An 18,108-nucleotide genomic window follows, 5' to 3' on the forward strand; every position below is an offset into this window, starting at 1 on the left:
ATATAAATTATTGTAAATCATTCCATTGATTTTGAGAAGGTAGGAGAAGAGTATGACGAGACAAAGCTTTTTAAAAGGCGCATTTATTTTAATGATAGCCGGTTTTATTACAAAAATCCTTGGATTTATTAACCGCATTGTAATGGCACGTATTTTAGGCGAAGAAGGCGTCGGCCTTTATATGATGGCTGTCCCCACCTTCATTTTAGCAATTACATTAACACAAATTGGCCTTCCTGTTGCAATCGCAAAATTTGTAGCAGAAGCAGAAGCAGTGAACGATAAGCAAAGAGTTAAAAAAATATTAACTGTCTCACTAGCCGTTACATCCATTATTAGTATCATTTTAACAATTGGGATTATGCTACTCACACCTATTTTAGCAAAAACATTATTAACAGATGAAAGAACTTACTATCCATTAATGGCTATTTTACCTGTCGTCCCCGTTATTGCAGTTTCTTCCGTTTTACGTGGTTATTTCCAAGGGAAACAAAACATGAAGCCGAGCGCTTACGCTCAAGTCATAGAACAAGTTGTCCGCATTACAATTATCGCTGTATGCATTCGGTTATTTTTACCTTACGGCGTAGAATATGCTGCAGCCGGTGCCATGCTATCAGCTGTTCTAGGTGAAGTTGCATCTTTATTATTTTTACTTACTTTATTCCAACGCGAAAAACATTTATCTATACGCTCTGGATTTTTCACTACTGTAAAGGAGAGCAAAAATACATTTTATTCCCTTATGGACATTGCTTTACCAACTACAGGAAGCCGTTTAATTGGTTCCGTTTCTTATTTCTTTGAACCTATCGTCGTTATGCAAAGCTTAGCGATCGCCGGCGTTGCTGCTTCTGTCGCAACTCAGCAATACGGTATATTAAACGGATATGCGTTCCCACTTCTATCACTGCCAGCCTTTATTACATATGCTCTTTCTACAGCACTCGTCCCATCAATTAGCGAGGCAATGGCAAAGAGACAACACAAATTAGTAGAACACCGATTACAACAAGCACTTCGAATTTCCTTAATAACCGGCGGATGGTCAGTCGTTATATTATATGTATTTGCTTCTCCAGTTTTAACTCTCATGTACGGATCAGACAACGCGGCCGCTTTCATCCAGCTTCTTGCACCTTGCTTTTTATTTCATTATTTTCAAAGCCCCCTTACATCTGTGTTGCAAGCTTTAAACTTAGCACGCGCTGCTATGATGAACACATTTATTGGCGCTATCGTAAAATTAATCGTTATCTTTGTACTCGCTTCACGCCCAGAGTTCCAAATGATGGGGGTTGCCCTCGCCATCGCAGCAAATATAGTAACCGTAACATTCCTTCACTACGCCACTGTTTTAAAGAAAATTGCATTTACCATTTATGCAAAAGACTATATTTTCGGCGGAATTGCTATCGGGATTGCTGGTACCTTCGGTTTTTATCTTCATAAGTATATCGTTTTTTCTCATTCACTTGGCATACAAACATTATGGGAAATCACTTTAACAACAATCGTTTATATCGTTCTCCTCTTCGTTTTCAAACTCATTCGAAAAGAAGAATTAAGTCGTCTCCCTATCATTCGGAAACTTTCATTTTTGAAGTAAGCAGGCTTGCCATTCAAAATGGTAAGCCTCTAATTTTCTTTCAAATCAACGAAAAACTGTCCATTTTGAAAACTACAATATAAAATCCGTTTCACATCTTTATAACCTAAGTTATTCAGTTTCTCAACGAGCCACCCATCTGTATGTTCGATCATTTGCAAATGATTGTATTGAATTTCTCCATCAATAATTAGTGGGAGTGTAAAAATTGGTGTATCATTTTTACTCTTTTTACTTTTTTGTTTTTGAAAGACAGATAACTTTCCAGATGGTTCTAAAATAGCGTATTCTACATCACGCACATCTCCGATTCCTTGCTCACGTAGTTGCATCAATAAATCATCTATGTTATATCGCTGCTTCCGCATCTTTTTTTCATCAATTTTACCTGCATTCACAAGAATCGCAGGCTCCCCTTCTATTAAATGCCGAAAACGCTGAAACTTTAAAGAAATGACCGACAAAATGATTTGTATACACATAAGAAAAGTCATTGGAACTAATTGATGCCAAAGTGATTTATCTGTATTTTCGATTGCCACTACAGCCATTTCACCGAGCATAATGAATACAACTAAATCTAATACACTTAATTCTCCAATTTCACGTTTACCCATAAGACGAAAAATAATTAAAATGATTATATACAAAAGCATTGTTCGTCCGATTATTGATACCCATTCCATTTCTACATCCCCTTTTTTTACTTATAGGCTCCCCTACAAAAAAGAAACTAGTCTAACTTAAACAAAATGAAAATATGCTTGTATTAAAAAGGGGGAATGCATAATGGATGGAACGAAAAAATTATCGAGCGCAATCGGCTTCGGTATTATTACCCTATTAATCCTCGCATCTATTACAAGTATGATCATGGCTCTTTTATTAAAATTTACGAATATTAATGAAGGGACATTAGTAATTATTATTTTTATAATAGCCCTTCTATCTATGCTTATGTCTGGATTTATTGCTGGTAAAAAGGCACAAGGAAAAGGATGGCTAGTAGGTTTCACAACAGGCCTTACATTCGCTATTCTCGTCTTTCTCGTTAACTATTTAGGCTTCTCTCAAACTTTATCGAACTCACAGTTACTCTACCAATTAGCATTGATGGGTGCGAGTACACTCGGAGGTATTTTCGGTGTAAATATGTCAAAACAAAATAGTTAAAAAAAGGCCCTGCACATTTCATGCAGGGCCTTCATCATTAGTTTTTCACAACTTCACGAATCGCATTGCGATCGAAAGTTAAGTGTGCACCACCAGATTTAACAACAATTTTTGTTTCATCCACTGATTCGATTGTAGCGTGTAAACCACCGATTGTTACGATAGCATCACCTTTTTTGATTTCATTTTGCATTTGTGCAACTGCTTTTTGACGCTTTTGTTGCGGGCGAATTAATAAGAAATAGAAAATCGCAAACATCGCAACAATCATAACGATATTCATCATACCTGCATTCATCTTGTGTTCCTCCTTTTAAATTATGTATTAGAAGTTTTTAGCATTCGGTTTATTAAAGCCATACTGTTCAAAGAACTCTTCGCGGAAATCGCCAAGACGGTCTTCACGAATAGCTTGTCTCACCTGCTCCATTAAGTTTAACAGAAAATGAAGGTTGTGATAAGACGTTAAACGAATTCCGAACGTTTCATCACATTTCATTAAGTGACGAATGTACGCACGAGAATAGTTTTTACATGTGTAGCAATCACAGTTCGGATCAAGCGGCCCGAAGTCTCTAGCGAATTTCGCATTTTTCACAACTAAGCGGCCTTCACTTGTCATACATGTACCATTTCGAGCGATACGAGTTGGAAGTACACAGTCAAACATATCAACACCGCGAATCGCACCATCAATTAACGAGTCAGGAGAACCTACACCCATTAAGTAACGTGGTTTATCATCAGGAAGAAGTGGTGTTGTAAACTCAAGAACACGATTCATAATATCCTTCGGTTCACCAACAGATAGACCGCCGATAGCATAGCCAGGGAAGTCCATTGAAACAAGATCTTTCGCACTTTGACGACGAAGTTCTTCAAACTCCCCGCCCTGTACAATACCGAATAAACCTTGATCTTGTGGACGTTCATGCGCCTTTAGGCAACGCTCTGCCCAGCGGCTTGTACGCTCTACCGACTTTTTCATGTATTCAAAAGTAGCTGGGAACGGTGGACACTCATCAAATGCCATCATGATATCTGAACCTAATGCATTTTGGATTTCCATCGCTTTTTCTGGAGATAAGAATAATTTATCGCCATTTAAGTGATTGCGGAAATGAACACCTTCCTCTTCAATACGTCGGAAATCACTTAAGCTAAATACTTGGAATCCACCTGAATCCGTTAAGATTGCACGATCCCAGTTCATAAACTTATGCAAGCCACCTGCTTCACGAATAATTTCGTGGCCTGGACGTAGCCATAAATGATACGTATTGCTTAAAATAATGCCAGAATCCATTGCTTTTAATTCTTCTGGTGACATTGTTTTAACTGTTGCAAGTGTACCAACTGGCATAAATGTCGGTGTATCAAATGAGCCGTGTGGCGTGTGCACTCGACCTAAACGCGCACCCGTTTGTTTACAAGTTTTAATAAATTCATAACGAATTGCTGTCATAATTTACTCCTTTTATTTGTTTCTCATTTTAGCGTGAGATGCAACGAACATCGCATCACCGAAACTAAAGAAACGATATTTTTCTTTTACTGCTTCATTATAAGCATGAAGTACATTATCTCTATTTGAAAATGCACTTACAAGCATAATTAATGTTGATTTCGGCAAATGGAAGTTTGTAATTAAACCATCAATTGCTTTAAACTCATATCCTGGGTACATAAAAATATCTGTCCAGCCAGAAGCTGCGCAAAGCTTACCACTATTATCTGTCGCAATCGTTTCTAACGTACGAGTTGATGTCGTACCTACAGTAATAATACGGCCGCCATTCTCTTTCACGCGGTTTAATAACGCCGCAGTCTCTTCAGACATATGGTAATACTCTGCGTGCATATGATGCTCTTCAATAGTATCTGCAGAAACTGGTCTAAAAGTTCCAAGTCCTACATGGAGTGTAATGAATGCTAACCCGACGCCTTTTTGCTTCAATTTCTCAAGTAACTCTTCTGTAAAGTGAAGGCCAGCCGTCGGTGCTGCTGCTGAACCGATTTCCTTCGCATATACCGTTTGATAACGATCGCGATCTTCTAGCGTCTCTTTAATATATGGAGGAAGTGGCATTTCTCCAAGCTCGTCTAAAATTTCATAAAAGATGCCGTCATATGAAAACTCAAGTTGACGCCCACCTTGATCTGCTGTTCCAATGCAAGTTGCTTTTAACTTTCCTTCACCAAAAGAGATGACAGTTCCTTCTTTTACACGCTTCGCTGGCTTTATAAGCGTTTCCCACTTATCGCCTTCCTCTTGTTTCAAAAGAAGCACTTCAATGTGTGCACCTGTATCTTCTTTCACACCGTGCAAGCGAGCTGGCATCACTTTCGTTTCATTTAAAACTAAGCAATCCCCCTCTTGTAAGTAAGAAAGAATGTCTGTAAAATGTTTATGCTCAATATCTCCTGTTTCACGGTCTAACACCATCAATCTTGATGTTTCACGCTCTTCAAGCGGAATTTGTGCAATGAGTTCTTCTGGTAAATAAAAATCAAACAGATTAATATCCATAACTGTATCCACCTATTTCTTATTTGAATCGATTTATTATATACATAATGAAAGATAATGCAATACTTAACACAATACATGTAATGATAGGAAAATAAAAGGTAACGTTACCTTTTTTCACAAAAATATCGCCTGGAAGCCTTCCTATGAACTTCCAAGCTAATCCAACAACAATGAGCAAAATACCAGCTGTAATAAGCAGCTTTGGCATCTCCGTCATACTTTGGGCATCTCCATTCCGAAATGCTCATATGCGAGCGGTGTTACGATCCGGCCTCTTGGCGTTCTTTGTAAAAAGCCAATTTGTAATAAATACGGCTCATACACATCTTCAATCGTATGAGATTCTTCCCCAATCGTTGCTGAAACAGTTTCTAATCCAACTGGACCACCGCGGAACTTTTCAATAATACCAAGCAGTAATTTATGGTCGATATGATCAAGTCCTAATTTATCTACTTGTAATAGTTCTAACGCCATTTGTGTAATTTCCATCGCAATCGTTCCGTCACTGCGAACTTGTGCGAAGTCACGTACACGTCGTAATAGACGATTCGCAATACGAGGTGTACCACGGGCACGTCTTGCAATTTCTAATGCAGCTAACGAATCTATTTCAACTTCAAACACTTCTGCTGTGCGTTCTACAATCGCAGAAAGCTGATCTACTGTATAGTACTCTAATCGTGAAAGTACACCGAAACGGTCACGAAGTGGTGCTGATAATGCACCTGCACGCGTCGTTGCCCCAACTAGCGTAAATGGAGGTAAATCTAGGCGTACAGAGCGAGCTGATGGTCCTTTCCCAATAACGATATCAAGGCAAAAGTCTTCCATCGCTGGGTATAGCACTTCTTCAATAGATCTATGCAAACGATGAATTTCATCAATAAATAATACATCTCCTGGCTGAAGCGCTGTTAATACAGCTGCTAAATCTCCTGGTCTTTCAATTGCGGGACCTGACGTCGTTCGAATGTTAACACCCATTTCATTGGCAATAATATTCGCAAGCGTCGTTTTACCAAGTCCAGGTGGGCCATATAAAAGTACGTGATCTAACGTTTCTTCACGCATTTTCGCCGCTTCAATAAACACTTCTAAATTATGTTTCGCTTTATCTTGGCCAATGTACTGACGGAGCGTCTGTGGCCGTAATGAATACTCTAAATCCGCATCTTCGTATCCAGATTCCCCTGAAAGGAGACGTTCGTCCATTATACTCACCTCTTACCATTTAGTAAAAGACTAAGTGCCTTTTTAATATATTGATCCGTCGTTAGTGATTCTTTTAATAACTCTGGTACAACGCGAGAGACTTCTCGTTCTGCATAGCCAAGTGCACGCAGTGCTTCCAGTGCTTCATCAAGTTCAACTGATGAACCTTTCTTCGTATCAAAACTTTCAGTATCTGAGAACAAATCAACAAACGCATCTGGTACAACATCTGCTAGTTTTCCTTTTAAATCTAAAATCATTTGGCGCGCTGTTTTCTTTCCGACGCCTGGGAACTTCACTAAGAACTTCTCATCTTCATGTTCAATCGCTTGAACGACCTGTCCGGTTTGACCAGAAGCTAAAATTGCAAGAGCACCTTTTGGTCCAATCCCCGATACACCTAACAATTTTGTAAATAATAAACGCTCTTCACGTGTTTTAAAACCGTAAAGTGCCATAATATCTTCTCTCACATAATGATATGTATAGACACGGATTTCTTGCTTACTTCTTTGAAATACATACGGATTTGGTGTGAAAATTTGATAACCAATTCCATTATGGTCAATTACGACATATTCCGGTCCTACATACTCCACGTAACCTGTAACATATTCAAACAAAATACGATCTCTCCCTCTCAAATCATGTATTCCATTTTAACATATTTAACAATAGAAAAGCGAGACTGCCCCAACAAATGTTCCCCGTTTACAATTTCCGTTTTTTTCTATTGACATAAATACAAAAAGAACATTACTATACAGGAGTCAATAATGATTATCAATATTAATTAAAGGGGTTACATCAGGATGAAACAAAAGCTATTTATTTTATTTACTATCATGCTAGTTGTTCTTTCTATCGTTGGCTGTTCTTCTCAAAAAGAAGAAGAAAAAACAAAAGAACAACCGAAAACAAAAGTTGTAAAACATGCTAAAGGGGAAGCAACAATTCCAGCTAATCCAAAGAGAATTGTTGATTTATCTGGATCAACAGAGGAATTATTAATCCTTGGACATAAACCTGTTGGCACAGCAAACACATATAAAGATAAAATCCAAAATCATTTAACTGAAAAGTTAGACGGAGTAAAAGCAGTTGGCTGGTATTGGGCACCTAAAGTTGATTTAGAGGCTGTTACTGCTTTAAAACCAGACTTAATTATTTTAAACAATCGTCAATTGAAAATTTATGATCAACTAGAAAAAGTGGCACCGACAGTTGTTCTGGAAACAAATCTAGAAGACTGGCGCGGTAAGTTTAAAGAAGTAGGTAAACTATTTGACGAAGAAAAGAAAGCAGACAAATGGATTGCAGATTACGATAAAAAAGCAGACTCTTTATCTAAAAAAATTAAAGAGAAAACAAAAGATGAGAACTTTATGTTCGTTGCAGTTACACCACAAAACTTCCGTGTATACGGTAGCTTCGGATACGGTGACATCATCTTTAACGACTTAAAGCTTCCAGCAACAAAAGGTACAGATTTAAAACAAACGATGGCACAAGTATCACTAGAAGGTCTTGTTGCATTCCAGCCTGATCAAATGTTTATTGTAAACTTCGGCGGAGAAGCTGATAAAGTGTACGAAGACTATAAAAACAGTGCGGTTTGGAAAGATAATAAAGCAGTAAAAAACAATCACGTATATGAAGTATCGAATGAAGCCTTCAATACGAAAGCATTCAATCCAATCGGAAAAGATATGCTAATTGATGAAATCGCAAAAGAGATTTTAGCTAAGAATAAATAAAAAAAACAGCTCACCCTGAGCTGCTTTTTTTATTATTTTGCACTGCGTATTGCTTCATTTTTTCGATTGTCTTCACGAATCCTTCTTTTGACTTAATACGAATACCACGCTTTAGTTTTGCTCGCTCATAACTCTCAAGCTTTTTCATATCAATTTGAAAGAAGGAATGGATCGCGTTATCACTTTTCGGTACCCCTTTAAAAATTTGCAATATCCCTTCCTCTGAAACACCAAAATAACCGCTCGTTTTCAGTAAAGGAGAAATATCATCAACTTTCCTTTGTAATACGATTTGCACATCATCACGATCAACAAGTTGCCATTCTTTATATTGCTGCAAAAACTTTTCTAAATCCGCTACTTTTTCTGTCAGTATTTCCTCGCTTACTTCTCCATCAACATACATACGCTCTAATAAAATTGTAACTTCAGGTACTTTTTCTGTTATTTCTGCCCTCACATCGGATCCATAAGCTAAGCAAAACATCACAACGAAAGCTTGCACTGCAATTAGCATCCATTTCATTTCCGTTCACCTCTTCTAGGCAAAATCATACTTTCATTTGTAGCTTTTCCGGAAATGGGGGTTTTATCCATATAAACAATAGCATTAAATTTCTAAGGAAAATAAAAAATGCAGATAAGGGTTAATCCTCATCTGCATGTATCATTTACTTTTATATAAAATGAAAGACGCCTGCAAAGCAGGCGTCTGATGCGTTTACGGCGAAAGACCAGGCGACCACATTCGCGTGTTTAGCACTTAAGCATATCTCTCGACTTACGTAAATTAGCTCATCGCTTTGCTAATATAACATTAACAAGGTAGAAGCGCAATATATTTCTAAATATATTTTTCTTCCTCTTTCAACCAATTGAAATTTATGTAAATTATAAATTGATTAATGTAATATATATGTTACAATTAATACTATAAATATAAACAGGGGATGAATGCCTTGAAAAAAATTAAAGATGAACGCCTCATACTTCAAATGTTAAAAAACATACGTATTGCCTTTCTTTTTCAATCAATTGGTATAATCGGAATTTTAGGCTATATCGGATTCACAGAAGGAATGGATCAAATTACGAAATCTCCATTGTGGTTATTATTTATTCTTACAAGTATTGTACTTAGTTATTTACAGTTAAGCGTTTCTATCGATGTAGAAGAAAGCGAAAAGGAAATAAAGTTAACTCCTTATTACAAAATTATTTTACGCTCTCTTATTGTAGGAATTATCATGGCTATTATTTATATCATTTTCAGTCCAGAAAGACCTCTATTTGAAGCTATTTTAACAGGTGGTATTCTCTTCATATGCTTTTTAGCGTCTTACTCCGTTAGTTATTTTATAAAAAAACGCCGTTTACAAGACGACGATGAATAAAGAGGAAGGGCTAGCCCTTCCTCTTTAATTTGTTATCGCATAGTACCAGTCAGACCGTAACGAATGTCTCGGAACATATTTGTTATGTCACGATTAAAATCGTTTGTAGCTGTGCCGTTACGTAAACGCGTACTCATTGCATCGACACGAGTAAACATGTCATTTCTTACAGAAACATATACGTTTCTATTTCCAACTTCATTCGCAACAGCTTGACGAATTTCGTTCGCCATCGCTGTTTCATTCGTCGCTGTATTACGTGGTTTTACCGCAATCGCTACATCGTTTCCATATACAACTGTAGAAACTCGGTCTACGTTATTCATACGTTTCACACGATTCGTAATTTTCTCCGCAGTTTTACCATCATTGTTAATGTATGAATTGTTCATTGTAATATTACGAGTTGGATGTGGATTAGCAATTTGCCCATTATAATTTACATCACGGTAATAATTATTATATCCTGTATCGTTACGACCGTTTCTATATGTTACATAATCTGTAGAACGATCGTTACGCGCTACATTATCACGATACTGGTGTGTATCATTATAAGATGTACGCTCGTAATTATAGTTACGTCCATCCATCGCATTATTATCTTTTGGTGTACCACATGCAGCTAATGCACTGGTAACTAACAAAGAAGCAGCAATAACTTTTACTTTCGTATTCAATACAAAAACCCCCTCTGTTAGAATGAACTTCTCTTTCGAAAGGCTCCCCCTTATGATGAGTAACAGAGAGGGTTTTTACACTGTTAATATTTCACTAGGAATTTTCTAGCACTTAATGTAAATTCACCATATTCCTGACTATCACGAATACAAAAAAGGTGGGAATAACCCCACCTTTTTTTAAACTTCCTCTTCGTCCTCTTCTTCTGAAACTGGTTCTCCAAATACGTTTGGTGGGTCCGGCTGATAATACATCGTTCCTGGCTGTGGTGCATATGCCGGCTGAGTTGGTTGATAATATAAAGGATTAGCATATTGTGGTCCACCCGGTTGCGGACTATATAACCTACTCTCTCCTCCGCATCCACAATCTTCTTCCCCTTGTACGAGTGGTGGCATATTATTATCCATTGGCATCATATTTGGATTTGGCATAGAAGTATATTGCGGTGCCATTTGTTGATACGGCATTTGATTGTATGGATTTTGTTGCTGATACTGCGGATATGGCGGCATCATTTGCTGTTGATATGGCATCATGTTCGGCATTTGATTGTTATCCATTATCGGCATCATGTTTGGCATTTGATTGTTATCCATTATTGGCATCATGTTCGGCATTTGATTGTTATCCATTATCGGCATCATGTTCGGCATTTGATTGTTATCCATTATTGGCATCATGTTTGGCATTTGGTTGTTATCCATTATCGGCATCATATTTGGCATTTGGTTGTTATCCATTATCGGCATCATATTTGGCATTTGGTTGTTATCCATTATCGGCATCATATTTGGCATTTGGTTGTTATCCATTATCGGCATCATATTTGGCATTTGGTTGTTATCCATTATCGGCATCATATTTGGCATTTGGTTGTTATCCATTATCGGCATCATATTTGGTGGTTGATTGTTATCCATTATTGGCATTATATTTGGTGGTTGATTGTTATCCATTATTGGCATTATATTTGGTGGTTGATTGTTATCCATTATTGGCATTATATTTGGTGGTTGATTGTTATCCATTATTGGCATTATATTTGGTGGTTGATTGTTATCCATTATTGGCATTATATTCGGTGGTTGATTGTTATCCATTATTGGCATTATATTTGGTGGTTGATTGTTATCCATTATTGGCATTATATTTGGTGGTTGATTGTTATCCATTATTGGCATTATATTTGGTGGTTGATTGTTATCCATTATTGGCATTATATTCGGCACTTGAATATTAGGCGGTATTACTTGCGGGATAGTAACACTTTCTTTTGATACGTTTGGTGAGACTATGCTTCCTACATTTTCTTTTTTCACTTGCGGCGACACTATATTCCCTACATTCTCTTTCTTCACTTGCGGCGACACTATATTCCCTACATTCTCTTTCTTCACTTGCGGCGACACTATATTCCCTATATTGTCTTTTTTCACTTGCGGTGACACTATGTTTCCTATATTGTCTTTTTTCGTTTGCGGAGAAATGACATTGTTAGGTTTCATTTTATTAATTTGAGGAGCAATTAACTCGCTTCCCTTTTTTATTACGTCTGAAATTTTATATTCTTTTTTCGCTTTAATTGGTGGTTGCGGCGGCTGCGGTAATACATTGATAGAAAATTTAGTATTTTCTTTCGTAGTAGGTTTTAGTTTTTCTACTTTCTCTACAACAGGTGGTTTTTGAATGACAGGCGGCTTTTCAACTGGCTTCTCTTTTTGAATCGGAATTTCTTTTTGCACTTCTTTTTGTGGCTTCACTTGCACTTCCTTTTGCGGCTTCACCTGTATTTCTTTTTGCGGTTTTATCTGCATTTCTTTTTGCGTTTGTTGCATAGCTGGTTGTTGTGTAATAGGTGTTGATTGATACGTGATCTCATCTTCATCTTCTATTGCAAGTGGCGTTGGTGTTGATGCAAACTCTTTTTGCTGCACCTCTTTTACATATTGTTTCGGGGGCGCTGAACCCGATCCAGTTTGTTGTTTCACATGAACGCTATGCGATGGCACTTTAATTTTCATCCCTGGCATAATTAGGTCTGGATTGCTAAGCTGTGTATTTGTTTTTTTTAGCGTTTCAAAATCCACTCCGTACTTTTTTGCAATTTTCCAAAGGGTCTCCCCTTTTTGCACGATATGAATTTTCAAATTTTCCCCCTCCTGTATAACTTATCTATAAGTAAAAACACTTTGAAGTAACACTTTCTAAACAACATTAACTTCTTTTACTTTTATCACTTCTTCTATTTTCAATATGATTCGAAGTGGAATAAGCATAGAAAAACCGCAATGATTTCCTCAACACAATGTATGCCTATTTCATCCTTGTTATGATTATATGTACGAAAAAAAGCAACGGAAATCCCGCTGCTTTAAACGCGCTCTAACATACGATTTAATGCAAGAACTGCCTCTTCTGTTACTTGTTTCTCTACACGAATAACGTTAATTTGTTCTCCTCTTTCTATGTTCTCAAGTACCCATAACAGGTGAGGTAAGTCAATTCGGTTCATCGTTAAGCAAGGACACATAAACGGATTTAGCGAAATAATTTCTTTATCTGGATGTTGCTGAATAATTCGGTTCACTAAATTCATCTCTGTACCAATCGCCCACTTACTTCCCGCCGGAGCTGCTTCAATCATATCAATAATATATTTCGTTGATCCTGCATAATCAGAAGCAGCAACCACTTCATAACAACATTCAGGGTGAACAATAATATTCATATCCGGATGATTTTTTCGCACATTTTCAATATTTTTCACAGTGAAGTTTTGATGAACAGAACAATGGCCTTTCCATAAAATCACTTGAATTTCTTCTATATCTCCATCGTACTCTAATGAATCTGTATGCGGGTTCCACACTGCCATTTTTTCTAACGGAATACCTAAATCATACGCTGTATTTCTTCCTAAATGTTGGTCTGGTAAAAAGACGAGACGCTCTTTTTGTGTAAACGCCCAAGACACCATTTGTTTTGCATTAGAAGAGGTTACTGTTGCCCCTCCATTACGACCACAAAACGCTTTGATCGCAGCTGTTGAATTTACATACGTTAATGGAATCATCGTATCCCCAAATAATTTCGCGAGCTCTTTCCACGCTCTTTCTGTTTGTTCAATATCTGCCATATCTGCCATAGAACAGCCGGCACGCATATCTGGTAAGATGACAATTTGATCATCTGTCGTTAACATATCTGCCGTTTCTGCCATAAAGTGCACACCACAAAACACAATATATTTTGCCTCTTTATTATTCGCTGCAACTTGCGCGAGTTGAAGTGAGTCCCCTGCTGCATCTGAAAATTGCACCACTTCATCTTTTTGATAATGATGTCCTGGAATAAATAGTAATGCCCCCATTTTTTCTTTAATTTCACGGACACGCTCTTCCATCTCTAATATAGACATCGTTTGATAACGCTCTGGTAACATTACTTCGATTGGCTGAACTTTCTCTAAAATACCCATTTATGATTCTCCCCCTCTAAACCACTCTCATTAGGCCTCAATATTAAAACTAATATCAAGTGCTTTCACTGAATGTGTTAACGCTCCAAGTGAAATATAATCTACCCCTGTTTTTCCGTATTTTGATAAATCTTCAATTGTAATACCACCTGAAGCCTCCGTGACGATGGCACTTGGTACAATTTTTGAAAACTCACGAATCTCTTCTGGCGTACGATTATCGAACATAATAACATCTGCGCCGGCCTCTACTGCTTCTCTTACTTGCGCCTCTGTCTCTGTTTCGACTTCTACTTTCACCATATGTCCCAATCTTTCTTTCACCGATGTAACAGCTTTTGTAATCGAGCCAGCAAAAGCAATATGATTGTCTTTAATCATGACACCATCATATAAACCGAATCTGTGGTTAAATCCGCCCCCGCATACTACAGCATATTTATCAAACATACGTAGTCCTGGCATCGTTTTTCTCGTATCACAAATGCGTGTATGACTGCTATCTAAAGCAAAAACCGCCTTACGTGTCATCGTCGCTATCCCGCTCATACGCTGAATAACGTTTAATATAACGCGCTCTGCCGTTAATAATGATGCGATTGGGCCTTGCACGGTTGCAATTATTTCTCCTTTTTCTACAAGATCCCCATCTTTTTTATGAAGTTCAACTCCAATTCTCTGATCAATTAATTTAAATCCTTCTTCAATTACTAAGCACCCTGCAAATACCCCTGTATCCTTTACAAGAAACGTTCCTTTCGCAAGTGCATTATCGGGAAAGATAAGCTGAGATGTTACATCTCTTTCTCCTATATCTTCTAGAAAAAATCGATTTAATGCTTCCTTAACTTTTAACGTATTCATAAAACCCCTCTTCCCCTTATTAAACAAGTTGTAGTTTTCTTCTCACTCGGATAATCTCTTTTTTCACGCTATTTCTTTCTGGATAATCAATGCGATAATGACCACCAATACTGTCTTCTCTTTGCAAAGCTGATACTGTTATAAGCTCACAAACTGTTAACATATTAATAAGCGTTATCTCTTCATTTGTAAGTGCATCATATTGTAAGATCATATTTCGCACACCGTACCTACTAAACCATCTCTGAGCATATGATAAATTTTTCTCAGTTCGCACAATCCCAACATATTTCATCATGCATTCTTGTATTTCTTCTTTCAACGGTAAATCATTAAGAGCTATAAAACTTTTCCCTCTCTCTTCCGGCACATTTTTTCTTTCCTCTGCTGGCTTAGCTAAAATGTGTTTTCCTATTCGTCTTCCAAACACAAGACCTTCTAATAATGAATTACTCGCCAATCTATTCGCACCATGAACTCCATTACAAGCCACTTCACCGACCGCATATAAGTTTGAAATGGACGTCTCTCCGTCACAATTCGTCTTCACGCCGCCCATATGAAAATGAGCGCCCGGTACGACCGGAATAGAATTTTCTTTTAAATCAATACCATTCTTTTTACATAATGATGAGACGGTCGGAAAACGTTGTTCAAAGTTTTGAATGGTTTCGATGTTTAAGTACACTTTTTCACCTGCAAGAAGTTGTTCATGAATAGCCCTTGCCACTACATCACGCGGTGCGAGATCTTTCCCGGGATGTATATCCATCATAAAACGCTGTCCTTTTCCATTTATAAGGACAGCTCCTTCACCACGGACTGCTTCAGAAACGAGACCACAACATCGCCCGTCCACGTATAACATCGTCGGATGAAATTGTACAAATTCTAAATCAACAAGTTCTCCCCCAGCTCGATATATCATCGCAAGTCCATCGCCTGTAATTGTCTCATCATTCGATGTAAAGGCGTACAAACCACCTATTCCTCCTGATGCTAACACCGTATTATCAGCATAGTAACGCTTCAGCTTCCCTTCACTATTTCGCGTTAAAGCTCCTATGCATTTATTATTTTCTATAATAAAATCGAGCACCATTTCATGCTCAACGACAGTAACGTTCGGAACTACTTCTTGTATTAAATGCTCTAATAGATTTTTACCAGTTGCATCTCCTCCGGCATGTAAAATGCGCCGTTTTCGATGCGCCCCTTCTTTACCAAGGTGGATCCCTTTTTCATCCCCATCAAATTTCATTCCATTCGTAATAAGCTTACTTATTTCTTTCGGTCCCTCTTCAACTAAATAACGAACTGCTTCTTCGTTGTTATAATGGCAACCTGCCACTAATGTATCTTCAAAATGCCCACTCGGATCGTCATATGTAGCAACAGCTGCTGCAATTCCTCCTTGAGCTAAATGTGTATTGTTATTACATCCTGTTTTTTTTGTGATGATTATCACATTCTTTTCGTGACAAAGCTCTTTCGCAACACGAAGCGCTGCAACGCCGCTTCCGATAATCAAGACATCTGCACTTGGCATAATTGTTGCCTCCTACTTTACACTTTTCAACTGTCTTGACACCTATATTTACATAGTTTTAAAATAATGACAAGAGTTTTTTTACAATTCTTATTTTCACTACCATTCTAAAAACGAAAACAAATGTCACTCTTACTGAAGAGAGGAAATTACATGATGATATATCTAGATTATGCAGCGACAACACCTATGAGCGAAGAAGCTTTAGAAACATATGTAGAAGCAGCAAAGAAATATTTCGGAAATGAACAAAGTTTACACGATATCGGCGGAAGCGCATCATCTTTATTGCAAGTTTGTAGAGAAACATTTGCAGAAATGATTGGGGGTAAGGAACAAGGTGTATTCTTTACAAGCGGCGGTTCAGAATCTAACTACCTTGCGATTCAATCCCTTCTAAATGCTAGAAATGGAAAGCACATTATTACGACACCTATGGAACACGCATCGATTCGAAGTTATTTTCAATCCTTACAATCGCAAGGTTATACTATTACTGAGATTCCTGTTGATAAAAGTGGGATAATTCATTTAGTAGATTTAGAAGCAGCTATTACAGAAGATACTGCTCTAGCAAGTATACAGCACGGAAACTCTGAAATCGGGACCGTTCAAAACATTGCAGAGATCGGAGCACTTTTAAAAAAATATAATGTTTTATTTCATTCGGATTGTGTTCAAACGTTTGGTAAACTTCCAATAGACGTTAAAGCGATGGAGATTGATAGTCTTTCTGTTTCAGCCCATAAAATATACGGACCAAAAGGAGTTGGAGCTTGCTATATAAATCCGCAAGTTCGCTGGGAACAAGTATTTCCGGGAACTTCTCATGAAAAAGGCTTTCGCCCTGGTACAGTGAACGTTCCTGGAATCGCTGCTTTTTTAACAGCCGCAGAGCATATATTAAAGAATCAAAAGGAAGAGAGCTTTCGTTTTAAACAATTACGATCTTATTTTTTAGAGCAATTACAAACACTTCCTCTAGAAATTGAAGTGAAAGGACATTCTACTTCTTGTTTACCACATATTATTGGGGTTACAATAAAAGGAATAGAAGGTCAGTATACAATGTTAGAATGTAACCGTCATGGTATAGCCATTTCAACTGGAAGTGCTTGCCAAGTCGGTAAACAAGACCCTTCAAAAACAATGCTTGCAATTGGAAAAACGTATGAAGAGGCAAAACAATATGTCCGCTTTTCTTTCGGACATCACACAACGAAAGAACAAATTGATACAACTATTCATGCACTACACACAATTGGAAATCAATTTTATAGAGGTGTTAAATCATAATGAAACAAAATGATCAAAAAAAGATTTTAGGCGAAGAAAGACGACAACTCATCCTTGAGTGGCTTCTTGCTGCAAATGAACCGTTATCAGGGAATGAACTATCTAAAAAGACAAACGTAAGTAGGCAAGTTATCGTTCAAGACATTTCCTTACTAAAAGCACGAAATGAACCAATTATTGCGACTGCACAAGGGTATTTATATTTAAAGCAACAAACAAGACAACAAGCTTTTGAACGCGTAATCGTATGCCAACATAAACCGGCAGAAGTACGTCAAGAACTTACTATGTTAGTTGACCACGGCGTTACAATTAAAGACGTAAAAGTTGAGCATCCTGTATACGGCGACTTAACAGCATCGATTATGGTAAGTAATCGCTTCGATGTAGAGCAATATTTACAAAAAATCGAAAACACAAACGCTTCCTATCTTTCGCAACTGACAGATGGTATTCACTTACATACAATCGAAGCAGATTCTAAAGAGAAATTAGATGCTGCCTGTGAGGCACTAGACCGCGCTGGATTTCTCGTTTATTAATGTAAAGCACA

General features: G+C 37.5%; 19 protein-coding genes and 1 pseudogene. 6 read left to right on the forward strand and 14 right to left on the reverse strand.

Going from position 1 to position 18,108, the window contains the following annotated elements; all coding sequences use genetic code 11:
* Positions 1-52 precede the first annotated feature (52 nt).
* On the forward strand, positions 53-1,612 hold the full coding sequence (gene spoVB, locus NSQ69_RS21790; protein ID WP_002015313.1) for a stage V sporulation protein B: 1,560 nt from the start codon (positions 53-55) through the stop codon (positions 1,610-1,612).
* 29 nt (positions 1,613-1,641) lie between these two features.
* Here spoVB and NSQ69_RS21795 read toward each other — a convergent pair whose 3' ends face one another.
* The gene (locus NSQ69_RS21795; RefSeq protein ID WP_002143230.1) at positions 1,642-2,298 is read right to left on the reverse strand and encodes a DUF421 domain-containing protein; all 657 of its coding nucleotides are present in this window, start codon (positions 2,296-2,298) and stop codon (positions 1,642-1,644) included.
* Between the two features lie 103 nt (positions 2,299-2,401).
* Here NSQ69_RS21795 and NSQ69_RS21800 point away from each other — a divergent pair, with 103 nt between their 5' ends.
* Positions 2,402-2,785, forward strand: a complete 384-nt coding sequence (locus NSQ69_RS21800; protein ID WP_002015315.1) for a TIGR04086 family membrane protein — start codon at positions 2,402-2,404, stop codon at positions 2,783-2,785.
* 37 nt (positions 2,786-2,822) lie between these two features.
* Here NSQ69_RS21800 and yajC read toward each other — a convergent pair whose 3' ends face one another.
* The 6 genes from yajC to ruvA are packed head-to-tail and all read right to left on the reverse strand — an operon-like array spanning position 2,823 to position 7,156.
* Positions 2,823-3,083 (reverse strand): preprotein translocase subunit YajC, encoded by a 261-nt coding sequence (yajC, locus tag NSQ69_RS21805; protein ID WP_002015317.1) that lies wholly within the window; start codon positions 3,081-3,083, stop codon positions 2,823-2,825.
* Positions 3,084-3,110: 27 nt separating this feature from the next.
* Positions 3,111-4,250 carry a tRNA guanosine(34) transglycosylase Tgt gene (tgt, locus tag NSQ69_RS21810; RefSeq protein ID WP_002015319.1) on the reverse strand — a complete coding sequence of 380 codons (1,140 nt, stop codon included), beginning with the start codon at positions 4,248-4,250 and terminating at the stop codon, positions 3,111-3,113.
* Between the two features lie 12 nt (positions 4,251-4,262).
* Positions 4,263-5,315: a tRNA preQ1(34) S-adenosylmethionine ribosyltransferase-isomerase QueA gene (gene queA, locus NSQ69_RS21815; protein ID WP_341099666.1), complete on the reverse strand. Its 1,053-nt coding sequence runs from the start codon at positions 5,313-5,315 to the stop codon at positions 4,263-4,265.
* Between the two features lie 19 nt (positions 5,316-5,334).
* Complete coding sequence (locus tag NSQ69_RS21820; protein ID WP_000138161.1) at positions 5,335-5,535, reverse strand: DUF2905 domain-containing protein; 201 nt, start codon at positions 5,533-5,535, stop codon at positions 5,335-5,337.
* Positions 5,532-6,533 (reverse strand): Holliday junction branch migration DNA helicase RuvB, encoded by a 1,002-nt coding sequence (gene ruvB / locus NSQ69_RS21825; RefSeq protein ID WP_000344470.1) that lies wholly within the window; start codon positions 6,531-6,533, stop codon positions 5,532-5,534. Before ruvB ends, NSQ69_RS21820 begins: the two co-directional genes overlap by 4 nt.
* Positions 6,534-6,538: 5 nt before the next feature.
* Positions 6,539-7,156 (reverse strand): Holliday junction DNA helicase RuvA, encoded by a 618-nt coding sequence (gene ruvA, locus NSQ69_RS21830; RefSeq protein WP_002088786.1) that lies wholly within the window; start codon positions 7,154-7,156, stop codon positions 6,539-6,541.
* Positions 7,157-7,345: 189 nt separating this feature from the next.
* Here ruvA and NSQ69_RS21835 point away from each other — a divergent pair, with 189 nt between their 5' ends.
* Positions 7,346-8,290 carry an iron-hydroxamate ABC transporter substrate-binding protein gene (locus tag NSQ69_RS21835; RefSeq protein ID WP_002167632.1) on the forward strand — a complete coding sequence of 315 codons (945 nt, stop codon included), beginning with the start codon at positions 7,346-7,348 and terminating at the stop codon, positions 8,288-8,290.
* A gap of 10 nt (positions 8,291-8,300) precedes the next feature.
* Here NSQ69_RS21835 and NSQ69_RS21840 read toward each other — a convergent pair whose 3' ends face one another.
* Complete coding sequence (locus NSQ69_RS21840) at positions 8,301-8,816, reverse strand: BofC C-terminal domain-containing protein (protein WP_002167631.1); 516 nt, start codon at positions 8,814-8,816, stop codon at positions 8,301-8,303.
* Positions 8,817-9,249: 433 nt separating this feature from the next.
* Here NSQ69_RS21840 and NSQ69_RS21845 point away from each other — a divergent pair, with 433 nt between their 5' ends.
* Complete coding sequence (locus tag NSQ69_RS21845; protein WP_002167630.1) at positions 9,250-9,684, forward strand: hypothetical protein; 435 nt, start codon at positions 9,250-9,252, stop codon at positions 9,682-9,684.
* Between the two features lie 32 nt (positions 9,685-9,716).
* Here the strand turns inward: NSQ69_RS21845 and NSQ69_RS21850 are convergent, their stop codons facing one another.
* The 6 genes and pseudogenes from NSQ69_RS21850 to nadB form a co-directional block, all read right to left on the reverse strand.
* A complete protein-coding gene (locus NSQ69_RS21850) occupies positions 9,717-10,364 on the reverse strand; it encodes a YhcN/YlaJ family sporulation lipoprotein (protein WP_002015328.1) in 648 nt (215 codons plus the stop codon).
* Positions 10,365-10,544: 180 nt separating this feature from the next.
* Complete coding sequence (locus tag NSQ69_RS21855) at positions 10,545-12,356, reverse strand: hypothetical protein (RefSeq protein WP_445661570.1); 1,812 nt, start codon at positions 12,354-12,356, stop codon at positions 10,545-10,547.
* A gap of 2 nt (positions 12,357-12,358) precedes the next feature.
* A pseudogene (safA, locus tag NSQ69_RS27805) lies at positions 12,359-12,515 on the reverse strand (SafA/ExsA family spore coat assembly protein); the annotation flags it as partial.
* A 224-nt stretch (positions 12,516-12,739) separates the two neighbouring features.
* Positions 12,740-13,846 carry a quinolinate synthase NadA gene (gene nadA / locus NSQ69_RS21860; RefSeq protein WP_002034162.1) on the reverse strand — a complete coding sequence of 369 codons (1,107 nt, stop codon included), beginning with the start codon at positions 13,844-13,846 and terminating at the stop codon, positions 12,740-12,742.
* 30 nt (positions 13,847-13,876) lie between these two features.
* Positions 13,877-14,710, reverse strand: coding sequence for a carboxylating nicotinate-nucleotide diphosphorylase (gene nadC / locus NSQ69_RS21865; RefSeq protein ID WP_002034160.1), 834 nt, complete (start codon positions 14,708-14,710; stop codon positions 13,877-13,879).
* 19 nt (positions 14,711-14,729) lie between these two features.
* The gene (gene nadB / locus NSQ69_RS21870) at positions 14,730-16,259 is read right to left on the reverse strand and encodes an L-aspartate oxidase (protein WP_098632391.1); all 1,530 of its coding nucleotides are present in this window, start codon (positions 16,257-16,259) and stop codon (positions 14,730-14,732) included.
* Between the two features lie 153 nt (positions 16,260-16,412).
* On the opposite strand from nadB, the gene NSQ69_RS21875 reads away from it, so the two are divergent.
* Both NSQ69_RS21875 and NSQ69_RS21880 read left to right on the forward strand, forming a co-directional pair.
* A complete protein-coding gene (locus NSQ69_RS21875) occupies positions 16,413-17,555 on the forward strand; it encodes an IscS subfamily cysteine desulfurase (RefSeq protein ID WP_002190770.1) in 1,143 nt (380 codons plus the stop codon).
* Entirely contained in the window at positions 17,555-18,097 is a 543-nt protein-coding gene (locus tag NSQ69_RS21880) for a transcription repressor NadR (protein ID WP_098632389.1), read from the forward strand. The genes NSQ69_RS21875 and NSQ69_RS21880 overlap by 1 nt, the downstream gene beginning before the upstream one ends.
* Positions 18,098-18,108: the final 11 nt, after the last annotated feature.

It is taken from the genome of Bacillus sp. FSL R10-2201 (genome assembly GCF_038008665.1).
In the GTDB taxonomy this organism is placed as follows: domain Bacteria; phylum Bacillota; class Bacilli; order Bacillales; family Bacillaceae_G; genus Bacillus_A; species Bacillus_A mycoides.